The organism is Burkholderia sp. M6-3 (genome assembly GCF_050858985.1).
GTDB lineage: Bacteria > Pseudomonadota > Gammaproteobacteria > Burkholderiales > Burkholderiaceae > Paraburkholderia > Paraburkholderia caledonica.
The window spans coordinates 3,703,941-3,725,605 of record NZ_CP110090.1; the positions used below are offsets into that span (position 1 = coordinate 3,703,941).

Annotated in this window: 17 protein-coding genes and 1 riboswitch; of the genes, 3 read left to right on the forward strand and 14 right to left on the reverse strand. The window is 63.9% G+C overall.

Features of this window, described 5'->3' with window-relative positions:
- Positions 1 to 5 precede the first annotated feature (5 nt).
- The 10 genes from OH764_RS16300 to OH764_RS16345 all read right to left on the reverse strand — a co-directional run bounded on the left by OH764_RS16300 (position 6) and on the right by OH764_RS16345 (position 11,132).
- Entirely contained in the window at positions 6 to 1,178 is a 1,173-nt protein-coding gene (locus tag OH764_RS16300) for a TraB/GumN family protein (protein ID WP_498847453.1), read from the reverse strand.
- A complete protein-coding gene (locus OH764_RS16305; RefSeq protein WP_020070787.1) occupies positions 1,171 to 2,190 on the reverse strand; it encodes a peptide ABC transporter ATP-binding protein in 1,020 nt (339 codons plus the stop codon). Before OH764_RS16305 ends, OH764_RS16300 begins: the two co-directional genes overlap by 8 nt.
- Positions 2,187 to 3,191 (reverse strand): ABC transporter ATP-binding protein, encoded by a 1,005-nt coding sequence (locus OH764_RS16310; RefSeq protein WP_027777007.1) that lies wholly within the window; start codon positions 3,189 to 3,191, stop codon positions 2,187 to 2,189. The genes OH764_RS16305 and OH764_RS16310 overlap by 4 nt, the downstream gene beginning before the upstream one ends.
- Entirely contained in the window at positions 3,192 to 4,109 is a 918-nt protein-coding gene (locus OH764_RS16315; RefSeq protein ID WP_408472727.1) for an ABC transporter permease subunit, read from the reverse strand. It abuts the gene before it with no gap.
- A gap of 6 nt (positions 4,110 to 4,115) precedes the next feature.
- Positions 4,116 to 5,126: an ABC transporter permease subunit gene (locus tag OH764_RS16320; RefSeq protein ID WP_006052552.1), complete on the reverse strand. Its 1,011-nt coding sequence runs from the start codon at positions 5,124 to 5,126 to the stop codon at positions 4,116 to 4,118.
- Between the two features lie 150 nt (positions 5,127 to 5,276).
- Entirely contained in the window at positions 5,277 to 6,905 is a 1,629-nt protein-coding gene (locus OH764_RS16325; RefSeq protein ID WP_087752462.1) for an ABC transporter substrate-binding protein, read from the reverse strand.
- 343 nt (positions 6,906 to 7,248) lie between these two features.
- Positions 7,249 to 8,079, reverse strand: coding sequence for a methylenetetrahydrofolate reductase (gene metF, locus OH764_RS16330; RefSeq protein WP_498847454.1), 831 nt, complete (start codon positions 8,077 to 8,079; stop codon positions 7,249 to 7,251).
- A gap of 11 nt (positions 8,080 to 8,090) precedes the next feature.
- Positions 8,091 to 8,444 (reverse strand): phage holin family protein, encoded by a 354-nt coding sequence (locus OH764_RS16335; protein WP_006052549.1) that lies wholly within the window; start codon positions 8,442 to 8,444, stop codon positions 8,091 to 8,093.
- Positions 8,445 to 8,591: 147 nt separating this feature from the next.
- On the reverse strand, positions 8,592 to 10,013 hold the full coding sequence (gene ahcY / locus OH764_RS16340; protein ID WP_020070781.1) for an adenosylhomocysteinase: 1,422 nt from the start codon (positions 10,011 to 10,013) through the stop codon (positions 8,592 to 8,594).
- 33 nt (positions 10,014 to 10,046) lie between these two features.
- Positions 10,047 to 10,185, reverse strand: a riboswitch (S-adenosyl-L-homocysteine riboswitch).
- Between the two features lie 137 nt (positions 10,186 to 10,322).
- Positions 10,323 to 11,132, reverse strand: a complete 810-nt coding sequence (locus OH764_RS16345; protein ID WP_498847455.1) for a glycosyltransferase family 2 protein — start codon at positions 11,130 to 11,132, stop codon at positions 10,323 to 10,325.
- A 189-nt stretch (positions 11,133 to 11,321) separates the two neighbouring features.
- Here OH764_RS16345 and OH764_RS16350 point away from each other — a divergent pair, with 189 nt between their 5' ends.
- Entirely contained in the window at positions 11,322 to 12,272 is a 951-nt protein-coding gene (locus OH764_RS16350) for a LysR family transcriptional regulator (protein ID WP_498847456.1), read from the forward strand.
- A 66-nt stretch (positions 12,273 to 12,338) separates the two neighbouring features.
- Here the strand turns inward: OH764_RS16350 and OH764_RS16355 are convergent, their stop codons facing one another.
- Together OH764_RS16355 and OH764_RS16360 are read right to left on the reverse strand one after the other, a co-directional pair.
- Positions 12,339 to 14,189: an OmpA family protein gene (locus tag OH764_RS16355; protein ID WP_498847457.1), complete on the reverse strand. Its 1,851-nt coding sequence runs from the start codon at positions 14,187 to 14,189 to the stop codon at positions 12,339 to 12,341.
- Between the two features lie 195 nt (positions 14,190 to 14,384).
- Complete coding sequence (locus OH764_RS16360) at positions 14,385 to 16,037, reverse strand: GMC family oxidoreductase (RefSeq protein WP_498847458.1); 1,653 nt, start codon at positions 16,035 to 16,037, stop codon at positions 14,385 to 14,387.
- Between the two features lie 475 nt (positions 16,038 to 16,512).
- Between OH764_RS16360 and OH764_RS16365 the strand changes: the two genes are divergently transcribed.
- Together OH764_RS16365 and OH764_RS16370 are read left to right on the forward strand one after the other, a co-directional pair.
- Positions 16,513 to 18,222: an acyl-CoA dehydrogenase family protein gene (locus tag OH764_RS16365; RefSeq protein ID WP_498847459.1), complete on the forward strand. Its 1,710-nt coding sequence runs from the start codon at positions 16,513 to 16,515 to the stop codon at positions 18,220 to 18,222.
- Between the two features lie 95 nt (positions 18,223 to 18,317).
- On the forward strand, positions 18,318 to 19,736 hold the full coding sequence (locus OH764_RS16370; RefSeq protein WP_498847460.1) for a coniferyl aldehyde dehydrogenase: 1,419 nt from the start codon (positions 18,318 to 18,320) through the stop codon (positions 19,734 to 19,736).
- A gap of 35 nt (positions 19,737 to 19,771) precedes the next feature.
- On the opposite strand, the gene OH764_RS16375 is transcribed toward OH764_RS16370, so the two are convergent.
- Both OH764_RS16375 and fliK read right to left on the reverse strand, forming a co-directional pair.
- A complete protein-coding gene (locus tag OH764_RS16375; RefSeq protein ID WP_498847461.1) occupies positions 19,772 to 20,131 on the reverse strand; it encodes an EscU/YscU/HrcU family type III secretion system export apparatus switch protein in 360 nt (119 codons plus the stop codon).
- A complete protein-coding gene (fliK, locus tag OH764_RS16380; protein WP_498847462.1) occupies positions 20,131 to 21,606 on the reverse strand; it encodes a flagellar hook-length control protein FliK in 1,476 nt (491 codons plus the stop codon). Before fliK ends, OH764_RS16375 begins: the two co-directional genes overlap by 1 nt.
- Between the last annotated feature and the right edge of the window lie 59 nt (positions 21,607 to 21,665).

A 21,665-nucleotide genomic window follows, 5' to 3' on the forward strand; every position in this document is an offset into this window, starting at 1 on the left:
TCGCTTCAGCCCGCGTCCACCACGAACCCATGCTGTCGCAAAAGCTGCAGAACGCCTTTGCGGCCACCAAGATGCAACGCGCCAATCGCCACGAACACCGGCTTGTTCGGCGCGGCGATCTGCAGCATCCGCGAGACGAAGCGCCGGTTGCGCGCGTACACGATCCTGTCGTCTATCGAGTTGGACACCTGCTTGTCGCGCGCGAGCTTTTCGGTTTTCGCGGCCTCCCAGGCGGCGATTGCATCGGCGTCGCCAACCCGCCACAGGCGGTGCAAGGTCCGCACGTCCTCGACGTTTTGCGCGGGCGTCTGCATCAGATCCTGCGCGAGCATCTCGCGTTGCTGGGCGAGCGTGAGCCCGGTGAAGGCGCGCATCTGCTGCGGCAGGGTTTCAAGGCCGATGATCTTGCCACGTGTGCGCAGATATACGTTCTGCAACTGCGCTTCAGTGCCGTACTCGGTCTGCAAGCCGGCGCTGAGCGAGTCGTAGGTTTCGACCAGCAGCGAGGCGAGCCACGGGCGCATCTTTTTGATTTCATCCAACGCCGCGGGATTGCCGCGCAGACGAAACGCGAGCTTGCGCCACAGCGGCTCCGGCAAGAGGCCAGGAAGGCAGTCGCGGCGGCACACACCGTACTTCGAAACGTCGTCTTGCGAGACGAGTAGCTCGTCCGGCGAAAGTTCGAGCGCAAGGGTCGGCGAAGCAGCCAACGCGCCCATGATCGGCGGACGAAAAGGCTGAGCCGGCGGGTAATCGGCGGGATCGCCCACGTGCAGCGTGCCCAGAACGTAGATGGTGGTAGCACCGCGAGTCGCGACGTAGAACGGCATACGCGCCGGTTGCAGGCGCACGGGTCCGCTCGCAGTCGTACCGGGTGTGGCAGGTGGCGGGTTCAAACCCGGCAGCGCGGCGCGTGGCTCCGACGGCGCGTGCGGCACCGGCAATGCGGGACGCACACCTTGCGTGGTTGAATTGACGCCAGCCGTGGGCGTATTGGCCGCGGCGCCGGCAGCATGCGCGCGGCCGATCAGTGCGGCGGAAAAATACAGAACGGAACAAACGCCGACGAGCGCGGCACCAGTCAGTGCACGCGCCCGCAAGCTTCGCATGAAGGCAGCGCGGCGGCCGCCTTCACGTGAGCGGCGCGCAAGACGACGCGCCGCCAGCGCATCAGGCATCCACGTCCCCCACCTCCTCGGCGCGGTGACACGACACCTGACGGCCATCCACTTCACGCAGCTTCGGCTCTTCGCTGCGGCAACGGTCGATCACATACGGGCAGCGCTGATGAAACGTGCAGCCCGAAGGCGGATTCAGCGGCGAAGGCATCTCACCTTGCAGCTTGATCTTGATCGTGCGATCCGCCTCGAAGATCGACGGCGTCGCCGACATCAACGCGCGCGTGTAGGGATGCCGCGGCTTCGAGAAAATCCGTTTCTTGTCGCCGAGTTCGGCCACGCCGCCGAAGTACATCACCATCACGTCGTCGGCAATATGCTCGACCACTGACAGATTGTGCGAGATGAACACATAGCTCGTCTTGAACTCCTGCTGCAGATCCATGAACAGGTTCAGAATCTGCGCCTGGATCGATACGTCGAGCGCCGACACGGGTTCGTCGGCGACAACGATCTGCGGGTCGAGAATCATCGCGCGGGCAATCGCCACGCGTTGACGTTGACCGCCCGAAAACATATGCGGATAGCGCTTCGCATGTTCCGGACGCAGGCCGACGGTACGCATCATTTGAGCGATGCGTTCCGCGCGTTCCGTTACGCTCAGTTGGGAGTTGATCGCGAGGGGTTCGCCGAGCGTCTGCTCCACGGTCTTGCGCGGGTTGAGCGACGCAAACGGGTTCTGAAACACCATCTGCACGCGCCGCCGCAGCGCCGCGATTTTCGCGTGATCGGCGCCAGCCACGTCTTCACCGTCAATCAGCAAACGGCCCGCACTGGGCGCTTCGATCATGGTCAGCTGGCGCGCGAGCGTGGACTTGCCGCAACCGGATTCGCCGACCACGGCGAGCGTCTTGCCGCGCTCGAGCGCGAACGACACGCCGTTGAGCGCCTTGACCGTGCCCGTCGCGAACATGCCGCGTTTGACCGTGTAATAGCGCGCGAGCTTGTCGGCGACCAGCACGTGATCGCCCGCATGGTCCGACTGGCGCCGCGTTTCAGGTACTGCGTTCATCGTGCGCCTCCATGTGTGTGAACGTTCGCGTCGCCGCTCAGGTTCAAGGGTTTGATGCAGCGCACGCGCGCGACTTCGGCGTGACCTTGCATGGGCGCGAGCGCGGGGCGTCCCTTGTTGCAGTCGTCGACCATGTACTTGCAGCGCGGGGCAAACAGACACCCTTTCGGGCGATCGTCGCGTCCCGGCACCATGCCCGGCAAAGCAGCGAGTCGCACGGCACCCACGTTATGCTCGGGAATCGCGGCCAGCAACGCTTCCGTGTACGGATGATGAGGCGCGGCGAAGATATCCGGCACCTTGTTTGTCTCGATCACTTCGCCAGCGTACATGACCGCGACGCGCTGCGCGACCTCGGACACCACCGCGAGATCGTGCGAAATCAGCACGAGCGCCATGCCGCGCTCTTTCTGCAAGCGCATCAGCAGTTCCATGATCTGCGCCTGGATCGTTACGTCGAGCGCGGTGGTCGGTTCGTCGGCGATCAGCAGTTTCGGGTTGCAGGCAATGGCCATGGCGATCATCACGCGCTGGTTCATGCCGCCCGACATCTGATGCGGAAACGCGCCAATGCGGCTCTTCGCGTCCGGAATGCCGACCTGATCGAGAAGTTCGAGCGCGCGCTTGTCGAGCGCGGCGCCGCGCAGCCCTTCGTGCAGCTTCAGCACTTCCTTGATCTGATAGCCGACCGTGTAGCTCGGATTCAGACTCGTGAGCGCGTCCTGGAACACCATCGCGATATCTTTGCCGATGATCTTGCGGCGTTCCTTCGCCGATGCCTTCAGCAGATCGCGGCCGTTGAACGTGATTTCGTCCGCCGTGACCTTACCGGGGGCGTCGATCAGTCCCATCAAAGCCATCATTGTGACGCTCTTGCCCGAACCCGATTCGCCGACAACGCCGAGCACTTCGCCCGGCGCGACGTCCAGATTGATCCGGTCGACAGCAGGTAGTCCGTTGAAGTTGACCGCCAGATTGCGGATGGTCAGTAGATTGTCCATTTATGCCATCCGTTTCAGTTTGGGATCGAGTGCGTCGCGCAGCCCGTCGCCGAGCAGATTGATGGCGAGCACCGAGATCAGGATGGACAAACCAGGCATGGTGACGATCCACCATGCGCTGTCGATGTAGTCACGCGCCGAGGCCAGCATCGCACCCCACTCCGCCGAAGGCGGTTGCACGCCGAGGCCGAGGAAGCCGAGCGCGGCCGCATCCAGAATCGCCGACGAGAAGCCGAGCGTTGCCTGCACGATCAGCGGCGCGGTGCAGTTGGGCAGCACTTGCGAGAACATCAGACGCAGCGTGCCGGCGCCGGCAACTCGCGAGGCCGTCACGTATTCCTTCTGCAACTCGCCTTGCGCCGAGGCGCGCGTCAAACGCACATAACCCGGCAACGCGACGATCGCGATGGCCAGCATCGTATTGACGAGGCCCGGACCGATGATCGCGACCACCGCCACTGCGAGCAGCAGCGACGGCAACGCGAGCAGCACGTCCATGACGCGCATGATCGGCGTATCGGCCCACTTCTCGAAGAATGCCGCGATGAGACCGAGCACGACACCCGGAATCAGCGCGAGCACCACCGACACGAAGCCGATCCAGAACGACAGCCGCGCGCCGTACATCAGACGCGAGAGGATGTCGCGGCCGGCTTCATCGGTGCCGAGAACGAACCGCCAGTTGCCGCCTTCGAGCCATGCAGGCGGAATTTTCACGAAGTCGCGGTACTGTTCGATCGGGCTATGCGGCGCGATGAGCGGCGCGAAAATCGCCACGACGATAAGCAGCAAAACGACGATGCCGGCGCCAACCGCACCGCGATTGCGCGAGAAATTCGCCCAGAATTCGCGAGCGGCAATCGCGCGGCCGCTGGGCGGCGTCACTGCTGTGGGAACTGTATTTTGTATGTCTGCCATGCTTGATCACCTCGTATGGCGAATGCGCGGGTTGAGCACGCCGTACAACAGATCGACGACGAGGTTCACGAAGATCACCAATGTGGCGATCATCAGGATGCCGCCCTGCACGACCGGATAATCGCGGCGGCCAATCGCATCGATAAGCCACTTGCCGATACCCGGCCACGAAAAGAGGGTCTCCGTCAGCACCGCGCCCGCAAGCAGCGTACCGACCTGCAGACCGATCACCGTCACCACCGGAATCAACGCATTGCGCAATGCATGAACGACGATCACTCGCCCCGGCGATAATCCCTTCGCGCGCGCGGTGCGGATGTAGTCTTCCCGCAGTACTTCGAGCATCGACGAACGAGTCATGCGCGCGACGACCGCGAGCGGGATCGTTCCGAGCACGATGGCGGGAAGAATCAGATGGCTGAGTGCGGACTTAAACGCGCCTTCGTCGGTGGACATCATCGCGTCGATTAGCATGAAGCCGGTCACGTGCGGGATGTCGTATTCAACCGCGATGCGGCCCGACACCGGCGTCCAGCCAAGCTTGACCGAGAACACCATGATGAGGATCAAGCCCCACCAGAAGATCGGCATCGAATAGCCGGTCAGCGCTGTACCCATCACGCCGTGATCGACCGCCGTGCCGCGCCTGAGCGCCGCGAACACGCCTGCCGGCAAGCCGACGATCAGCGCGAACAGCATCGCGCAAATCGACAGTTCAACGGTTGCGGGGAAGCGGGCGAGAAATTCGCCCATGACGCTCGTGTTGGTGATGATGGAAGTGCCGAGATCGCCGTGCAGCGCGCGACCGATGTAGTGGACGTATTGCATTGGCAGAGGCTCGTCGAGCCCTAACCGGTGCATAGCCGCGGCATGCATCGCCGGATCGACGCCGCGCTCGCCCATCATCACTTCGATGGGGTCGCCCGGTATCAGGTGAATCAGCGCGAATGCAAGGATCGTGATGCCGATGAATGTCGGTATCACCATTCCGATGCGGCGCAAAACAAAGCGGAACATGGTTCGTCCCTATGGTCTTGATGAAGAAAAAACGCAACCGGCGACGAGGGCTTGTGACCCCGGTCGCCGGACCATTTCGACCAGTTTTCTAACCGTGCGAAAAGCGTACTGCGCGAATTTTACGACTTGCCTGACTCAATATCGGGCGCCTTACTTGACGCTGACACCGTCGAAGCGAGCGTAGCCGAGCGGCTCGATACGCATGTCGACCACCTTCTTGCTGACAGGCTGGTAGACCGTCGAGTGAGCGATCGGCGAGAACGGCAGTTGCTGCGCGAAGATTTGCTGCGCCTGCGTATATGCCGTCGTGCGCGCGCCCTGGTCGGACGTAGAACGACCCTTCTGGATCAGATCGTCGAAAGGCTTGTAGCACCACTTCGAGAAGTTGTTGCCGTTCACCGCGTCGCAGCCAAGCAGCGTGCCGAGCCAGTTGTCCGGATCGCCATTGTCGCCCGTCCAGCCGATCAGCATCGTGTCGTCCTCACCTGCGTGGGCGCGCTTGATGTACTCGCCCCACTCGTACGTGACGATCTTCGCCTTGACGCCGATCTTGGCCCAGTCAGCCTGGATCATTTCCGCCATCAGACGTGCGTTCGGGTTGTAAGCGCGTTGCACCGGCATTGCCCACAGCGTGATGTCGAAGCCGTTCGGATAACCGGCCTTTGCGAGCAGCGCCTTGGCTTTATCCGCGTCGTACGATGCGCCCTTCAGGTTCTTGTCATAGGACCATTGGGTCGGCGGCATCGGGTTCGTGGCGGCCTGGCCTGCGCCCTGGTACACGGAGTCGATGATCGCCTTCTTGTTGATCGCCATGTCGAGCGCCTGACGCACTTCGACCTTGTCGACCGGCTTGTGCGTCACGTTGTACGCGAGGTAGCCCAGGTTGAAGCCAGGCTGCGACGGCATCGCGAGACTCGATTCGGCTTTCAGCGGTGCAATATCGGCCGGGCGCGGATAGCTCATCACCTGACATTCGTCGCGCTTCAATTTCTGCACGCGCACGCCAGCGTCCGGCGTGATCGAGAAGATCAGCTTCGAAATCTTGACCGCGTTCGGCTTCCAGTAATCGGGATTGCCGTCGAAACGGATGGTCGCGTCTTTCGTATAGCTGCGGAAGATGAACGGACCCGTGCCGACCGGGAACTGGTTGATGTCGGCGGCTTTGCCGGCCTTCAGCAACTGGTCGCCATATTCAGCCGACAGAACCGACGCGTATTCCATGGCCAGGTTCTGGATGAACGGCGCGTTGACTTCCTTCAGCGTGAACTTGACCGTGTACGGATCGACCTTTTCGACCTTCGTGATCAGCTTGTCCAGACCCATGTCGGTGAAGTACGGGAACTGCACCGGGTAGGCCTTGTGGAACGGCTGGTTCGCGTCGAGCATGCGCTCAAAGGTGAAGATGACGTCATCTGCGTTGAATTCGCGCGTCGGCTTGAAGAAGGACGTGGTCTGGAACTTCACGCCGTGACGCAGATGGAACGTGTACGTCTTGCCGTCCGCGGAGACATCCCACTTTTCGGCGAGGCCCGGCTCGACCTTGGTGCCGCCACGCTCGAACTCGACGAGGCGGTTATAGACGGTGAACGTATTGGCCGTGAAGTCGGTGCCCGTGGTGTATTGGGCCGGATCGAAACCCGCAGGGCTGCCTTCTGAGCAGTAAACGAGTGTCTTGTTCGGAATCTCGGCGCGAGCGCTTTGCGCACCCACCATCGATGCCGCTGCAGCTGCGACGAGCGTCGTAACACGCGCGGCGCGCAACAGGTTGTTTTGCTTCATGTTTCCTCCAGGTTCGGGGCTGGCTGACGCCAGCGTAGCGCGATATTACTGAGCTTTCCCCGGTGTCACAAGCAGAGGAAATTATCCGCCACGCCGCAGCCGGCGCGCCTGCGCGGATATTTCAAAGACCTCTTTCGAATGACTTTCAGAGTAGGCCATCGCAGCGATTCTTGTGGAATCGTTTCGAGTTGTTCTGAGTGGAAATGTGGGAAAAGTGCTGGGAAGAGACAATTCACCAGCGCCGCCGCGCATGAATCCGCACGGCGGCCTGGGACAACAATCGGCAACAAAGGCCAGCACAACGGCCGGAATCAACGGCCAGCACCAACGACGGGTCAGCCGTTCAACCGCCCAGGCGCTGGCAGATCGCCGTGGTCGCGGCGGCGCCGTTGAGCGTATAGAAATGCAGACCCGGCACGTTCGCGCTGATCAGACGCCTGCACAGGTCCGTCACCACGTCGAGCCCGAACGCGCGAATCGACTCGCGGTCGTCGCCGAAACTCTCCAGCCGGCGCGCGATCCAGCGCGGCACTTCGGCGCCGCACATCTCTGAAAAGCGCATCAGCTGCGAAAAGTTCGTGATCGGCATGATACCCGGCACGATTGGCACGTCGACGCCGAGTTTCCTGGCGTCGTCGACAAAGCGGAAATACGCGTCTGCGTTGAAAAAGTACTGCGTGATCGCCGAATTGGCGCCGGCCTTCACCTTGCGAGCGAAGTTTTCGAGATCGTGACGCGGTGAACGCGACTGCGGATGATATTCCGGGTAGCCTGCCACCTCGATCCAGAACCAGTCGCCGAACTCGGCGCGGATAAAGCTCACCAGTTCAGACGCATAACGCAACTCGCCGACTTCGCCCATGCCGGACGGCAAGTCGCCACGCAGCGCGACGATATGGCGAATGCCATGTGCGCGGTACTCGTTGAGAATCGCGCGCAAGCTCTCTTTAGACGAGCCGATACACGACAGATGCGGCGCCGCCTCGAGCCCTTCCTTCGCCATATCGACGACGGTGTCGAGCGTGCCCTGTTGCGTCGAGCCGCCCGCGCCAAACGTGACGGACACGAACTTGGGCTTGAGTAACGCGAGTTGCGCACGCGTTGCGCGCAGCTTGTCGACGCCTTCCTGCGTTTTCGGCGGGAAGAATTCGAATGAAAGTTCGATCGGGTTCATGGTTCAGTATGTCAACCGAGACTACGGTTGCCGAAAATGAGCGCGGACAACAGCCATGACACGATGCTATACAGAATCGAGCCGAAGAACGCCGACCAGAAACCCGACACTTCAAAACCCTTCAGCAGCGACGCGCACAGCCAGAAGCACAGCGCATTGACCACCAGAATGAAGAGCCCGAGCGTGACAATCGTGACGGGCAGCGTCAACAGAATCAGCACCGGCCGCAGGACCGTGTTGATCAGTCCGAGCACTACCGCGACGATCAACGCGGTTCCGAAGCTGCGGATATGAATCGACGGAACGAGGTAGGTGATGATCAGCAGCGCCAGTGCATTGATCAGCCAGGTCAGCAGAACGGTCATGTAAAGCTCCTTGCAGGCAGGATGTCCGTTGAACGAAAAGGCAGGCATGGCGAGCAAAGCGGCGCCTAAGCGCCGCCCCGTCGTCACACCATCATGTTTTCAGGCTGCCCTCGGGCTTACGCGCGAAGGGCATACCGGAACGCGTACTTAGTAGCGGTAGTGGTTCGGCTTGAACGGACCGTTCTTGTCCACGCCGATGTAGCCCGCCTGCGCGTCCGACAGCACGGTCAGGTTTGCACCGATGCGCGCCAGATGCAGACGCGCGACCTTCTCGTCCAGATGCTTCGGCAGCACGTACACGCGGTTCTCATACTTCTTGCCTTGCGTGAACAGTTCGATCTGCGCGAGCGTCTGGTTCGTGAACGAGTTCGACATCACGAACGACGGGTGGCCCGTCGCGCAACCCAGATTCACGAGGCGGCCTTCAGCCAGCAGAATCACGCGCTTGCCGTCCGGGAAAATGATGTGGTCGACTTGCGGCTTGATGTTGTCCCACTGGTACTGACGCGTCGAGGCCACGTCGATTTCCGAATCGAAGTGACCGATGTTGCAGACGATCGCGTTGTGACGCATCGCCTTCATGTGATCGTGGTTGATCACGTGGTAGTTGCCCGTTGCCGTAACGAAGATGTCGGCTTTGTCCGCCGCGTATTCCATCGTCACCACGCGGTAGCCTTCCATCGCCGCTTGCAGTGCGCAAATCGGATCGATTTCGGTGACCCACACGGTTGCGCCGAGACCGCGCAGCGATTGCGCGCAGCCCTTGCCCACGTCGCCGTAACCCGCCACCACGGCGATCTTGCCCGCGATCATCACGTCGGTCGCGCGCTTGATGCCGTCGACGAGCGACTCGCGGCAGCCATACAGATTGTCGAACTTCGACTTGGTGACCGAGTCGTTGACGTTAATCGCCGGGAACGGCAGGCGGCCTTCTTTTTCCATCTGATACAGACGATGCACGCCGGTCGTGGTCTCTTCCGTCACGCCCTGGATGTGAGCGAGACGCGTGGAATACCACGTCGGGTCAGCGTCCAGATGACGCTCGATCGACTTGTACAGCGCGACTTCTTCCTCGTTGGTCGGCTTGGCGATCACCGAGCGGTCTTTCTCGGCCTTCGAGCCGAGGATCAGCAGCAACGTCGCGTCGCCGCCGTCGTCGAGAATCATGTTCGCGAACTCGCCGTTCGGCCATTCGAAAATGCGGTGCGAGAACTCCCAGTATTCGTCGAGCGACTCGCCCTTGAACGCGAACACCGGCGTGCCGGCCTTGGCGATTGCCGCAGCGGCGTGATCCTGCGTCGAGAAGATGTTGCACGATGCCCAGCGCACGTCCGCGCCGAGCGCGGTCAGCGTTTCGATCAGCACGCCGGTCTGGATAGTCATGTGCAACGAACCTGCGATTCGCGCGCCCTTCAGCGGCTGCTGCGCCTTGTATTCGTCACGCGTTTGCATGAGACCGGGCATTTCCGTCTCTGCAATGGTGAGTTCCTTGCGGCCCCAGTCGGCAAGCGACATGTCGGCAACGATGTAATCCTGGGAAGCTTGGGAATCGATAACTGCGGCGTTCATCACGCCCTCCTTTCTAAGAAATTGACTAGAAATTTGACGTGAGCGCGGTTCGATGCGGTGGACAGGAAAGCGCGATGCGCATCCGTTCCTTCCGATTGAAGCCTTCGAGCCTGGCGGGCGGCCGGCGAATATATGCTGATTCGCGGTACCCGTCGCAACGCTCCTCGAAGACGAGCGGCGATTGTAGCAAATCGAGATGGCTTCGGGGCGTGAGGATCGGTTTGGGGTGGGCTCTGGGGGCAGGCTTATTGGAGTAGCGTTGCCTTGCGGTCGCCTTTGGCGGCGTCAGGCGGCCGGCTCTTGCGCTGGTTACGCAACGGCCGCGCCGCCTGCCGGATGCGCGCCGGCTTCGGCGGTCATCTGCGCGCCGTGCAACTGGACGATGCCCGCTCGTGCTCTGTCGAGGAACTGCCGTGAAAAGTGGAAAGCGTCGGCGACGTCGGCGGGATCGGGCGTCAGCCAGCCGAACGCAATGCGGAAGTAGCGCTCAGCGTGGATGCCCGGGTGGTAATGCATGCGCACGCGCTTCGCGTCCGCGAGCCGCGGATTGCCGAAAAGCTCGCGGAGCGCCCACGAAAATGCGCCGTCCTCGCCGCCGATGCGGCGAAACGCGTCATCCATAGGAAAGCCGCCGAGCGCCGCGTACGCCGCCCGACGCACGATGAGACTGCTCGGCACCGTATTGCTGAGCGTCGACGCATGATGGGCGAAGTCCTGGTGACCGGCGATTTCGCGAGGAAAACCCACGTACTCGACGTCGAGGCGCACCGACACCTGTTTCCGGTTCTGCGCGAGGAACGCGCTTGCGGCAGCCAATGCGCCGGGCAGGTATTCGTCGTCGGCATCGAGGAAGGCGAGCAGATCGTGCGACGCATGCAGCGCGCCCCAATTGCGCGCCTGTGCTGCGCCGCCGTTGCAGGGCATGCGCAGCAACGCGACGCGCGAGTCGGCCCGCGCGTAACGAAGGACGAGTTCGGCGGACGAATCGGTGGAGGCGTCGTCCACGACGATGATCTGCGCCGCCTCCGACTGCAGCCGGCAGCTTTCGAGAGCCCGGGCAAGCGTCGAGGCGCCGTTGTAGCACGGGATAACGACGGAAATGGGGTGAGCGAGTGTCATGGACAGAAGCCGTGGCTGGCGGCGGGCGCAGCAAAAACCGGCGATGGTAGCGCGGGCGCCGGAAGGCTCATCTCGAAATCGCGCGGGCTTCGTGCGCTGTCCACAAGCGACCGTCATCAACCTCGCCGCTATAAATTTGATGACTTACAATCCCCGGATTCATTCCAATATGGAATCCGGAGCCCGATCGTGGAACTGCGTGCGCTGCGCTATTTCGTCGAAGTCGTTCGTCAGCAGAGCTTCACTGTCGCCGCCGAGCAGATGTTCGTCACCCAACCGACCATCAGCAAGATGGTGAAATCGCTCGAAGACGAGGTCGGCTCCCCGCTGCTGCTGCGCGACGGCCGCCAGATGGTGCTCACCGACGCCGGCCGCATCGTCTATCAGCGGGGCCAGGAAGTGCTCGCCGCGCACGCGCAGCTGCAAGCCGAACTCAACGACCTCGGCACGCTCGGTCACGGTGAGCTCACCATTGGTATTCCGCCGATGGGCGGTTCGCTCTTCACGCCCGCTATCGCCACGTTTCGCCAGCGCTACCCGAAAATCGAACTGAAGCTTTTCGAGCAGGGCTCCCGTGCGATCGAGACCGCGCTGATCAACGGAGAGCTGGAACTCGGGGGCGTTCTCCAGCCGGTGGACCCCGACAATATCGACGTGCTGCCGATTACGCGCCAGTTGCTCTGGCTCGTCGCGCGCGCAGGCTCCCGGTGGGACGAGCTTCGCGTAGTGCCGCTCGCCCAGCTCGCCGACGAACCGTTCGTGTTCTACGGCGAAAGCCTCGCGCTCAACGACGTAGTGCTCGGCGCCTGCCGCAGCGCGGGATTCGCGCCGACTATCGTCGGGCGCAGCGGACATTGGGATTTCATGGCGGCGCTCGTGCTGGCCGGCGTCGGCATTGCGCTGCTGCCTGCGCCCTATTGCCGGCGGCTGGATGCCGCGCAGTTCACTTGCCGGCCGGTCGCGGAGCCGGAAATTCCATGGGAAATGGCGATTGGCTGGCGCCGCAATGGATATCTGTCGCATGCTGCACGCGCGTGGCTGGACGTGGCGCGCGAGACGCTACCCGGCCGGGCGGGCGACGATCTGATGCTCGGTCTGACCGGCATTGCCGCGCCGCTTCAAACACCGCGTTCCGAATGACGACGCGCCGCCCGGCGGGTCGCGGGGGGCATGTCGCTAACGTACTTGCAAGCAGCGTCTAACTCATTACTGTGCAACGAACTCGATGCGGCGGTTGGCAAAGCGTCCGCTGGCGGTGTCGTTGGGTTGAATCGGGTGCGCCTGGCCGTAGCCTTGAGCACTCAGCGAATCTGCCGGAGCGCCGGTTTTAACGAGATACGTGCGAACGGCCTCGGCGCGCTGCTTCGACAGTTGCAGATTGGCCTGTTCGCCGCCCACGTTGTCCGAGTATCCCGCGACCTCGAGCTTCGCCGCCCGGCCGTTGCGCGCACACGCGTTCAGCACGCGCGCGGACTGGTTCAAGTCTTCCGCTGCCGACGTGGGCACATGCGCGCTCGCGCTCGTGAAATTGATCACTTGCAGGTTCAGCACCTTGGCCACATCGGCTGCGGCGCAGGTAGCACCGGGCGCGAGCAGCGCCTTGATTGCACTGCGAAAGTTCGCCGTTGCCTGCTGGATCGCGTTGTCTGCGTCGAACGTGCCGATCTCGTAGGGAGCACCGAACAGCGATTTCAGCGTGTTCAGCCAGCCGAGCCTAGCATTGGCGGCCGCGCCGCTCAGTTCGACATGCGTGCCGTCCAGTCTCAGTTCCGCTCCCGGCACGCTCATCAGCGGCATCAGGCCGTCGAGGCGCGGGAGCCAGCCAGCGGGCTTCGTTGCCGGATCGACGGCGATGTTTGCGGCGTAGTTGTACTGCCCGAGGCGCTTCGTCAGTTCATCCACGAGCTGGGTTTTTTCTGCTTCGCTGCCGACCGTCGCCGTGAGCGTCGGCTTGCCGCTTTCGGCGACCGCGAAAGCAAGCTGACTGTCTTTCGTCGGCGGGACGGCCGCGCCCGGCTGACGTGCGGCGCTAGCAGCGCTGGCGGCGCTTGCTGTATCTGCGGAACTTGCGCCGCCCACTGGAGTTGAACCGGCACCCGCAGCCGAGGCAGAAATCCCAGCCGTAGAACTCGCGGCATCGAGCGCGTGAACTGCACCTGCTGCATTAGACGCTGACGAATCGCTCGACACGCCCACCGCAGTAAGCTCACCGGGCGCCGAAGCCGACTGAAAGTCCGCAGACCGTTCTGCGCCCGAAACCGCCGCCCCGCCGTTCCACTGTCCGCGCGGGAAGCCGCCCGGAAACAGATAGACGAGGGCCATTGCGGCGGCAATGATCGCCAGTAGCGGCCACCACAGCCACGCGTGCGAACGGCGTTTTTCGCCGACTACTGCGTCTGCCGGGACCTGAACCGCAGCAGTGACTTCCGGTGCGGGCTTTGCCGCTGGCGTGGGCTGCTCGATATGCGCCGACACGGCCTTGAGTTGAGCGAGCACGCTGCCGGCGAAAGCGCCGACGCTGCCCAAGCCGAGCGCGGCAAGCAGACGATCGTTCAGATACGGTGCGATGAGCGGCATCTGATGGCTCAGCAGCACGGGCAACTGACCAACATTGCCCTGGCTCTTGAGCAAGTGCTGCTTCAGCACGCCCAGCATGGTTGCACCGACGATACCCGTGATGGCATGCGTGGCGTGCGCCGGCACGCCGGTTTGCGCGGCGACTTCGTCGCTGAGCGACTCGGCGCGGCGGTCTAGCGAACGTTCGAGCAAACCGCGCCCCGCGCTTTCGAGTTCACTGACGCCGCCCGTACTCCCCGTCAGATGCGGCAACTGTTCGGCGATTCTCGCGTTCACGTCCGGCGACACGACAGTGGCGAACAGCGAGCGCGCGCCTTCGAGCGTCGCAGCCCTCTGCATGAGACCGGCGAGCAGCGCGGGCGCGGCCGTGCTCATCACCGAGCGCGCCGCCTCAGGAGGCAATCCGATGCGCGCTCCGAGCTGCCCGACTACCTCGTCCGTCAACGCCGACTGAATCGCGTGAATCAAGTTGATGCTCATGCCTTCGCTTCCTTGAGTTTCCGGACTCGCCACCTGACGCGCCCGTTTTTGCGCGGCGATTATAGGCAGCGGGAAATCTCATAAACGGAATGGCACAATTTATGACGATTTAGACGACGTTTGGCCGACTTATCTCCTATTTGACATCGAGATGCTGGTTGTTCGACTTTGGCGGCAGAGCGCGCGGAGTTCGATTCATGCCGCGTTGCCCGCAGGCGCCATCGCGGGCGCCTGAACTGTCACCGTGTGCGGCTTTCGACGGCTTGCCGCGATCAACTCCGCTGCGCGTTCGCCGATCATTACCGTGGGCGCATTCGTATTGCCGCCGATCAGCGTCGGCATCACCGATGCATCGACGATTCGCAGCCCGGTGACCCCTCGCACCCGCAACTGGGGATCGACTACGGAGCCCGCGTCGCCGCCCATCCGGCAGGTGGCGACCGGGTGATAGATCGTGTCCGCATGGCGTGCGATGGTCTCGCGCAATTGCGCGTCGGTCTGGCCCGGCCGCGTGTAAAGCTCGCGACCGCCGTGCAGTGCGAGCGACGGCGCATCGAGAATGCGCCGCGCCATCTGCACGCCTTCCACCAGCAGGTCGAGATCGCGTGAATCGCTGAAAAACCGCGGATCGATCACGGGCGCCGTGCGCGCATCCGCGCTGGCGAGCGTCACGGTGCCGCGGCTGAACGGCCGCAGCACGCATACATGTAGCGAATAGCCGTGCCCCCAATGCATGTGACGGTTGTGATCGTCGACGAGCGCCGCGCAGAAATGCAGTTGCAGGTCAGGTCGCTCGAGCGTCGGCTTGCTCTTTAGAAAACCGCCCGCCTCCGCGACATTGCTCGACAGCATGCCGCGTCCATGCCGGATGAAAGTGACGAACTGCGGCGCCATTCGCGCGATGCCACGGACCGAAAAGCCCGTCGGCTCGATCGACGACACGCGTTTGTTGATGGTGAAATCGACGTGATCGATCAGGTTCTGCCCGACTTCCGGCGCATCGTGCAGGACCTCGATGCCATGCGCCTGAAGATGCGCGGCCGGCCCGACGCCGGAGCACATCAACAGTTGCGGCGAATTGAAGGCGCCCGCCGCGACGACGACTTCCGCGCGCGCTTTGAGCATTTCCCGACGACCGCCGCGCACGATTTCGACGCCACAAGCGCGCTTCTGCTCGAACACGACGCGCAACACCGTGGCATCCGCGATGGTATGCAGATTGGCACGCTCGCGGTCGTAGACATACGCGCGCGCCACGCTGCAACGGCGCCCGTTGCGCTGCGTGACCTGATAGAAGCCGATCCCTTCCTGGTCCGGGCCGTTGAAATCGTCGTTCGGTTTGTAGCCGGCTTCCATCGCGGCCTGCACGAACCGCCTGGAGAACGGATTGCGGTAGCGCAGATCCGACACGGTGAGCGGACCGCTGTCGCCGTGCCACGCGTCGGCGCCGCGTTCGTTGCCCTCGGCGCGGCGGAAATACGGCAGCACGTCGTGCCAGGACCAGCCGTCGCAGCCCAACTCCGCCCATTCGTCGTAATCGAGCGGATGACCGCGCGTGTAGATCATCGCGTTGATCGCACTCGATCCGCCGAAGCCGCGCCCGCGCGGCTGATAGCCTTGGCGTCCGGCGAGACCCGGCTGCGGCGTGGTCAGATAGCCGTAGTTCGTTTTGAGCTTGTTCGGCACAACCGCCGCGACGCCGACCGGCATATTGACCAGCAGGTTGCGGTTCGTGTGCGGCCCCGCTTCGACGAGGGCAATCGACGCGTCGGGACAGTCGTCCGCAAGACGGCTCGCGAGCGCGCAACCGCCCGATCCGGCGCCTACGATGATGTAGTCGTATTCCATCGCTCCTCCTGATCGCCCGCGTTGCTCGCGGACCCTGTCTCGTGCACACTTGTCTACGTGTGTTTCACCGGCATTGTAGGGAGCGTTGTGCGGCCACGGAGGCTTCGCGTCAGAGCGATTACTCTAAACATGGGCGGCGCCGCGACCCTATGATGAAAGGTCCCATACGCGCCCGCCGGACGGTCGCGCGGGGCATTCGAACAACGTCCGCGGACGTCGCGCTTTTCCCGCGCGGCAGACACGCAGCGGTCAAACGTCGCAGCGCCGATTTGCGCCGCAGACCCGTCCGCGAAGGCGGCGGCCTGTCGCGAAGAGCGAGGTCAAAAACGTGCCACGAACGAGCCGTCGATGAGCCGTCAATCAGCCGTGGACGACCTTGAAGCGGAACGTGGACCAGCGACGCGAAGGCCACCGACCGCGCGATGACCCGGCACGGGCAGACCGCCGTCGAACTCACGGCGAACGGAGACAGCAGATGCAACGCCATAGCTTCGGCCAGACCCACGAGGTCACCAACCAGGTCCCGCCGCTCGCGGACTACAACCTGTTTTCCAGCGACGTGGCGCTCTCAGCCGCGCTCGAACGCGACGGCGCCGCGTGGCATCGCGATGCATTGCTGCGTCACGGCGCGGCGCTCACCACGCCCGAGACACTCGCGCTCGCCGAACTCGCCAACCGCCACACGCCCGAGCTTTCCACGCACAACCCGAGAGGTGAGCGGATCGACGCGCTCGAGTTTCATCCCGCGTGGCATGAGCTGCTATCGCTGCTGCGTCGCGAGGGGCTGCACGCGTTGCCTTTTTCCGATCCGCAGCCCGGCGCGATGGCCGCGCGCTGTGCCGGATATTTTCTGCATGCGCAGATCGAATCAGGGTCTCTTTGCCCGTTGACCATGACGTTCGCCAGCATTCCGGTATTGCAGCGCGAACCGCAATTGTTCGAGACCCTCCGCGACAAACTCTACGCACGTGAGCACGATCCACGCGACTTGCCGCTCATGCAAAAAATCTCCGCGATGATCGGCATGGGCATGACCGAAAAGCAAGGCGGCTCGGACGTGCGCAGCAATCAGACGCAAGCGCGTGCGATCGCCGCCGGTGGCCGCGGCGGCGCCTACGAACTCGTGGGCCACAAGTGGTTCTTCTCCGCGCCGCAATGCGACGCACATCTCGTACTCGCGCGCACGCATGATCACGCCGGTCTTTCGTGCTTCTTCGTGCCGCGCTTCGCGCCGGACGGCAGCAAGAACGCGGTGCAGATCCAGCGTCTGAAAGACAAGCTCGGCAACCGCTCGAACGCCAGCAGCGAAGTCGAATTCCTTGACGCGTTCGGCATCATGATCGGCGACGAAGGACGCGGCGTGCCGACCATCATCGAAATGGCGAATTACACGCGGCTCGATTGCGTGATCGGCAGCGCAGCGCTGATGCGCGCGGCGCTCGTGCAAGCCATTCATCACGCGCGCCATCGCAGTGCGTTTGGCCGCAACCTCGTCGATCAGCCGTTGATGCGCAACGTGCTCGCCGACCTCAGCCTGGAATCAGAAGCGGCGACCGTGCTGTTCATGCGGCTCGCCCACGCGTTCGAGCAATCCGCGGATGCAGATTCGGCAACGTCTGCCGCGAATCCGACGGAAGCATCCGCCGAGCGCGCGTGGCGGCGCATCGTCACGCCCGCGGCAAAGTACTGGGTGTGCAAGCGCACGCTCGAATTTACGGGCGAGGCAATGGAAGTGTGGGGCGGCAACGGCTATGTCGAAACCGGTCCGATGGCGCGCTTTTATCGGGAAGCGCCCGTCAACTCGATCTGGGAAGGCTCAGGCAATGTGATGTGCCTCGACGTGCTACGCGCCATGGAGCGCGAGCCTGAAGCGGCGCAAGCGCTCTTCGCACAGTGGCAAGCGGATGCCGCCGCGCATCCGGCGTTGAGTGCCGCCCTCGGCAAGCTCGCCGCGACGCTCAATGGTCCCGCCGAGCATCGCGAAGCCTCCGCGCGGCGCATCGCGCAACAGATCGTATTGATCGCGCAGGCCACGTTGCTCATCAGGCATGCGCCCGCTGCTGTCGCCGAGGCTTTCATCGCCACGCGTCTTGCCAGCGGCTGCGGCGAAAGCGGCCGGGTCTACGGCACGCTGCCCGCCACGTTCGATCATGCGGCGATCGTCGAGCGGGCTTTTCCAGGCTGATGCCAGGAAGCCGCAGACGAACCGCAGCAAACAGCAAGCAACGACGCCAATAGCCGCGGCGCGACCGCGCATCTTTCATTAGGGAGTGGTGAAGAATGAAAAACGATCTGCCCGAGGTCGCCGCGCTGGAGGCGTTGCTTCACGACCAGCGTCACGCCTGGTTGCGTGCGCCGTATCCGTCATGGGAAACGCGCGCGGCGCATCTTAAAGCGCTGCGCAAAGTCCTGCTGGACAACCGCGACGCGCTCGCCGATGCGATGAATGCCGACTTCGGCAATCGCGCGAAACAGGAAGTGCTGCTCGCGGAATTTCTGCTGGTGAAGGAGGAAATCGACGCCGCGCTGCGGCACGGCAAGCGCTGGATGAAGCCGCAGCGCCGCAGCACCAACAAATGGTTGCTGCCGGCCCGCGCGAAAGTGGTGCCGCAGCCGCTCGGCGTGGTCGGTATTATCGTGGCGTGGAATTATCCGGTGCTGCTCGCCGCTGGACCGCTCATTAGCGCGCTGACCGCCGGGAATCGCGCGATCGTCAAGATGTCCGAGTTGACGCCGCGTACGTCGGCGTTGTTCGAGCAGCTGATCGGCCAGACTTTTGCCCGCGATCACGTTGTCGTAGTGAACGGCGACGCCGCGCTCGCCGCCGCATTTAGCGCGCAGCCCTTCGATCATCTCCTTTTCACCGGCTCGACGAAAATCGGCCACGAAGTGATGCGTGCCGCCGCCGAGCATTTGACGCCGGTGACGCTGGAACTCGGCGGCAAGTCACCGGCAATCATCGGCGCGCATGCGCGGTTCGACAATGCCGTGGACAACCTCGTCGCCGGCAAGACGCTCAATGCCGGGCAAACCTGTATCGCGCCGGATTACGTGCTCGTGCCGCGCGGCAAGGAACAGGCGTTCGTCGAGCGGGCGCGCAAGCGGATGGCGAAGATGTACCCCGGCTTCGCGCACAACCCGGATTACACGTCGATCATTTCGCCGCGCCACTTCGCGCGGCTCCAGCGTCTCGCCGACGAAGCGCAGGCCGCTGGCGCGCAACTGCATCCGCTGACCGACAGCGCGCCCGACGCGGCAAGTCGCCGCTTTCCGCCTATCGCCGTCACCAACGCGCCGCAGGATTGCGAACTGATGCAGGAGGAAATCTTCGGCCCGCTGCTACCTGTCGTGCCATACGACACCCTCGACGATGCGATCGCGTGGATCAACGCCCGGCCACGCCCGCTTGCGCTCTACCTGTATGCGGACGACGCAGCCACCATCGAACGGGTCACGCACGAAACCATTGCGGGCGGCATGGCGGTCAACGAAACGCTGATGCATCTGGCGTGCGAAAGCCTGCCGTTCGGCGGCGTCGGCGCAAGTGGAATGGGCGCGTATCACGGCTATGAAGGCTTCGTGACCTTCTCGAAGATGAAGCCCGTACTGACGCAAGCGCGACTGAACGCGCGCGCATGGATTGCGCCGCCGTATGGCAGGCGCGTCAACGCGCTGCTGAAACTGATGATGCGGTTTTGAGCGAGGGCAACTGCATGGCTTGACCAGGCGGATGCCTAGCGCGCGCCTGTTGCTCCCTCGATATCGACCGCGACCACGTCGGTGACATCGTCCGCGCCGGTGCGCGCACCGTCCGGCGCTGGCTGCGCCGGCTCGCTTTCCAGCCGATGCAGCCACGCCAGCAGTTCCGCCACCGCCTGATAGAGCTGCGGCGGAATGCGCGCGTCAAGGTCCACCTGCATCAGCAGTGAGACCATTTCGGGCGCTTCGTGCACATAAAGGCCGGCTTCCTTGGCGCGCTGCACGATCATCTCGGCGAGCATGCCGTAGCCCTTGGCGATCACGCGTGGCGCCGGATCGCCGCCTTGTGCGTCGTAGACGAGCGCAGCCGCGCTGCGACGATGTTTGCGGCTCATCACATGTCCCAGTCGAAATCGTCGAGCGGCGCGGTCGCTGCGTTCGACGCGTGCGGCGCGCGACGGCTCTTTCCGGCGGCGGCACCGGCCGGCGCCGCCCCCGATGCGGCAGACGCGGCAGACGCCGCGGCGTCCGCCCGATTCGCCGCCGAAGCCGACCGCGCATACGCGGAAGCCGCTGCCTGAGCCGCAGCCGCGGCGCCCGCTGCAGCCGCCCCGGTGGCGGGCGCGCCGCCGCCGATCTCACGAATCGTCAAACCGTTCAGCTGGATGCCCGCCGCCGCGAGCCGCTGGCGAAAACTTTCACCCTGCATCGCGAGACGCGCCGCGCCGCCGGGGCTCGCCTGCACACGCGCGACGAGGCGCATGCCGGTCAACGTCAATTCGGCGTCGACGGTGCCGAGCGTCGGCAGCGACAGCGTAAGGCGCGTGCGCCAAGGCTGATCGTCCTCGCTATCCGCGCCGCCGCCGCTGCGGTCCCACTCGTCGCCTTCCTGCTCGATGGTCCAGTCGAGCTTCGCGCCGGGCCATGCTTCGCCGGTCCAGCGGAACTGGCCGGTTGCAAGCAGATCCAGTTGCTGGCGCACGAGCGGCACCGTTGCGGGATGGACGGCGGCGGCCTGCGGATTCTGCTGCGAACCGGCGTCAGCCGCCGGCGAGGCAGCGTTATGCAGGCCCGCATGGGACGTCTGGCCGTTCAGGTCGGACAGGGAACTTGCCAGCACTTCACCGGCGACGAAGCGCGCGGCCTGCACGGTGTCGATCGACGGCATCGGGCGGCCGGCGGTGTTAGCTGCATTCGGGTTCGCGGCATTCGCGCTGCCGGCATCGGCCGCGCCGCCTGAGCCGTGCGGCGTGGCGCCCATGCCTTGCCTCGCGGCAGCTTGCGCCGACGACGCGTCGCCTCCATCGCTTGCCCAGTTCAACGGCAATTGCGCGGCGGCGGCGACGAGCTTGTTCTGTGCTTCGCCCGCGAGTGTCTCCGGCGAGCGCTGGCCGCTCAGCCATTGAGCGAGGTGTGCTTCGTAGAAAAGACCGCTGTCGCCGACCGTGTGCGCGAGCGCGGCCGCGAGCGCCGCCACCGGCACCTGGGCCGCCGCGACATTGGCCGTGGCGGCGGAAGCCCCGGCATTGGGAGCGGTATTGGAAGGAGCAGGCGCGTCGAAGAGCGGCAAAGCGCCTACCTCGACGTCGAGTGCGGGAGCAGCGGGCCAGATCGGCAACTGCCCGACGATCGCGGGCGTCGCCTCGCCGCCTGAGCGCACGATCGCGTTGAGCGTCAGTGCGACGGCGGACAGCGCGGTCTGCGCGGAAGGCTGCGGCGCAGCAAGAGTGGCCGGAGCCGGCGTTGTCGGCGCGGTCTCGACGTCGGCCGCGCCCGTCTGGGCGGTGGCCGCGCTGCCGGGGGCAATGTTGAGCAGGCTGTCGACGCGGGTCGCGAGGAGCGATGCGACGGCCGTGTCGATTCCGTTCATGCCGATTCCTTGATCACATTGGCGGCAACGCGCTCAATTCACACAATCTGACGCCTTGC

What these genes read in the sequence shown, in the direction of transcription:
- OH764_RS16300 (WP_498847453.1), bottom strand. Translation starts at nt 1,178, where the DNA reads ATGCCTGATGCGCTGGCGGCGCGTCGTCTTGCGCGCCGCTCACGTGAA.
- OH764_RS16305 (WP_020070787.1), bottom strand. Translation starts at nt 2,190, where the DNA reads ATGAACGCAGTACCTGAAACGCGGCGCCAGTCGGACCATGCGGGCGAT.
- OH764_RS16310 (WP_027777007.1), bottom strand. Translation starts at nt 3,191, where the DNA reads ATGGACAATCTACTGACCATCCGCAATCTGGCGGTCAACTTCAACGGA.
- OH764_RS16315 (WP_408472727.1), bottom strand. Translation starts at nt 4,109, where the DNA reads ATGGCAGACATACAAAATACAGTTCCCACAGCAGTGACGCCGCCCAGC.
- OH764_RS16320 (WP_006052552.1), bottom strand. Translation starts at nt 5,126, where the DNA reads ATGTTCCGCTTTGTTTTGCGCCGCATCGGAATGGTGATACCGACATTC.
- OH764_RS16325 (WP_087752462.1), bottom strand. Translation starts at nt 6,905, where the DNA reads ATGAAGCAAAACAACCTGTTGCGCGCCGCGCGTGTTACGACGCTCGTC.
- metF (WP_498847454.1), bottom strand. Translation starts at nt 8,079, where the DNA reads ATGAACCCGATCGAACTTTCATTCGAATTCTTCCCGCCGAAAACGCAG.
- OH764_RS16335 (WP_006052549.1), bottom strand. Translation starts at nt 8,444, where the DNA reads ATGACCGTTCTGCTGACCTGGCTGATCAATGCACTGGCGCTGCTGATC.
- ahcY (WP_020070781.1), bottom strand. Translation starts at nt 10,013, where the DNA reads ATGAACGCCGCAGTTATCGATTCCCAAGCTTCCCAGGATTACATCGTT.
- OH764_RS16345 (WP_498847455.1), bottom strand. Translation starts at nt 11,132, where the DNA reads ATGACACTCGCTCACCCCATTTCCGTCGTTATCCCGTGCTACAACGGC.
- OH764_RS16355 (WP_498847457.1), bottom strand. Translation starts at nt 14,189, where the DNA reads ATGAGCATCAACTTGATTCACGCGATTCAGTCGGCGTTGACGGACGAG.
- OH764_RS16360 (WP_498847458.1), bottom strand. Translation starts at nt 16,037, where the DNA reads ATGGAATACGACTACATCATCGTAGGCGCCGGATCGGGCGGTTGCGCG.
- OH764_RS16365 (WP_498847459.1), top strand. Translation starts at nt 16,513, where the DNA reads ATGCAACGCCATAGCTTCGGCCAGACCCACGAGGTCACCAACCAGGTC.
- OH764_RS16370 (WP_498847460.1), top strand. Translation starts at nt 18,318, where the DNA reads ATGAAAAACGATCTGCCCGAGGTCGCCGCGCTGGAGGCGTTGCTTCAC.
- OH764_RS16375 (WP_498847461.1), bottom strand. Translation starts at nt 20,131, where the DNA reads ATGAGCCGCAAACATCGTCGCAGCGCGGCTGCGCTCGTCTACGACGCA.
- fliK (WP_498847462.1), bottom strand. Translation starts at nt 21,606, where the DNA reads ATGAACGGAATCGACACGGCCGTCGCATCGCTCCTCGCGACCCGCGTC.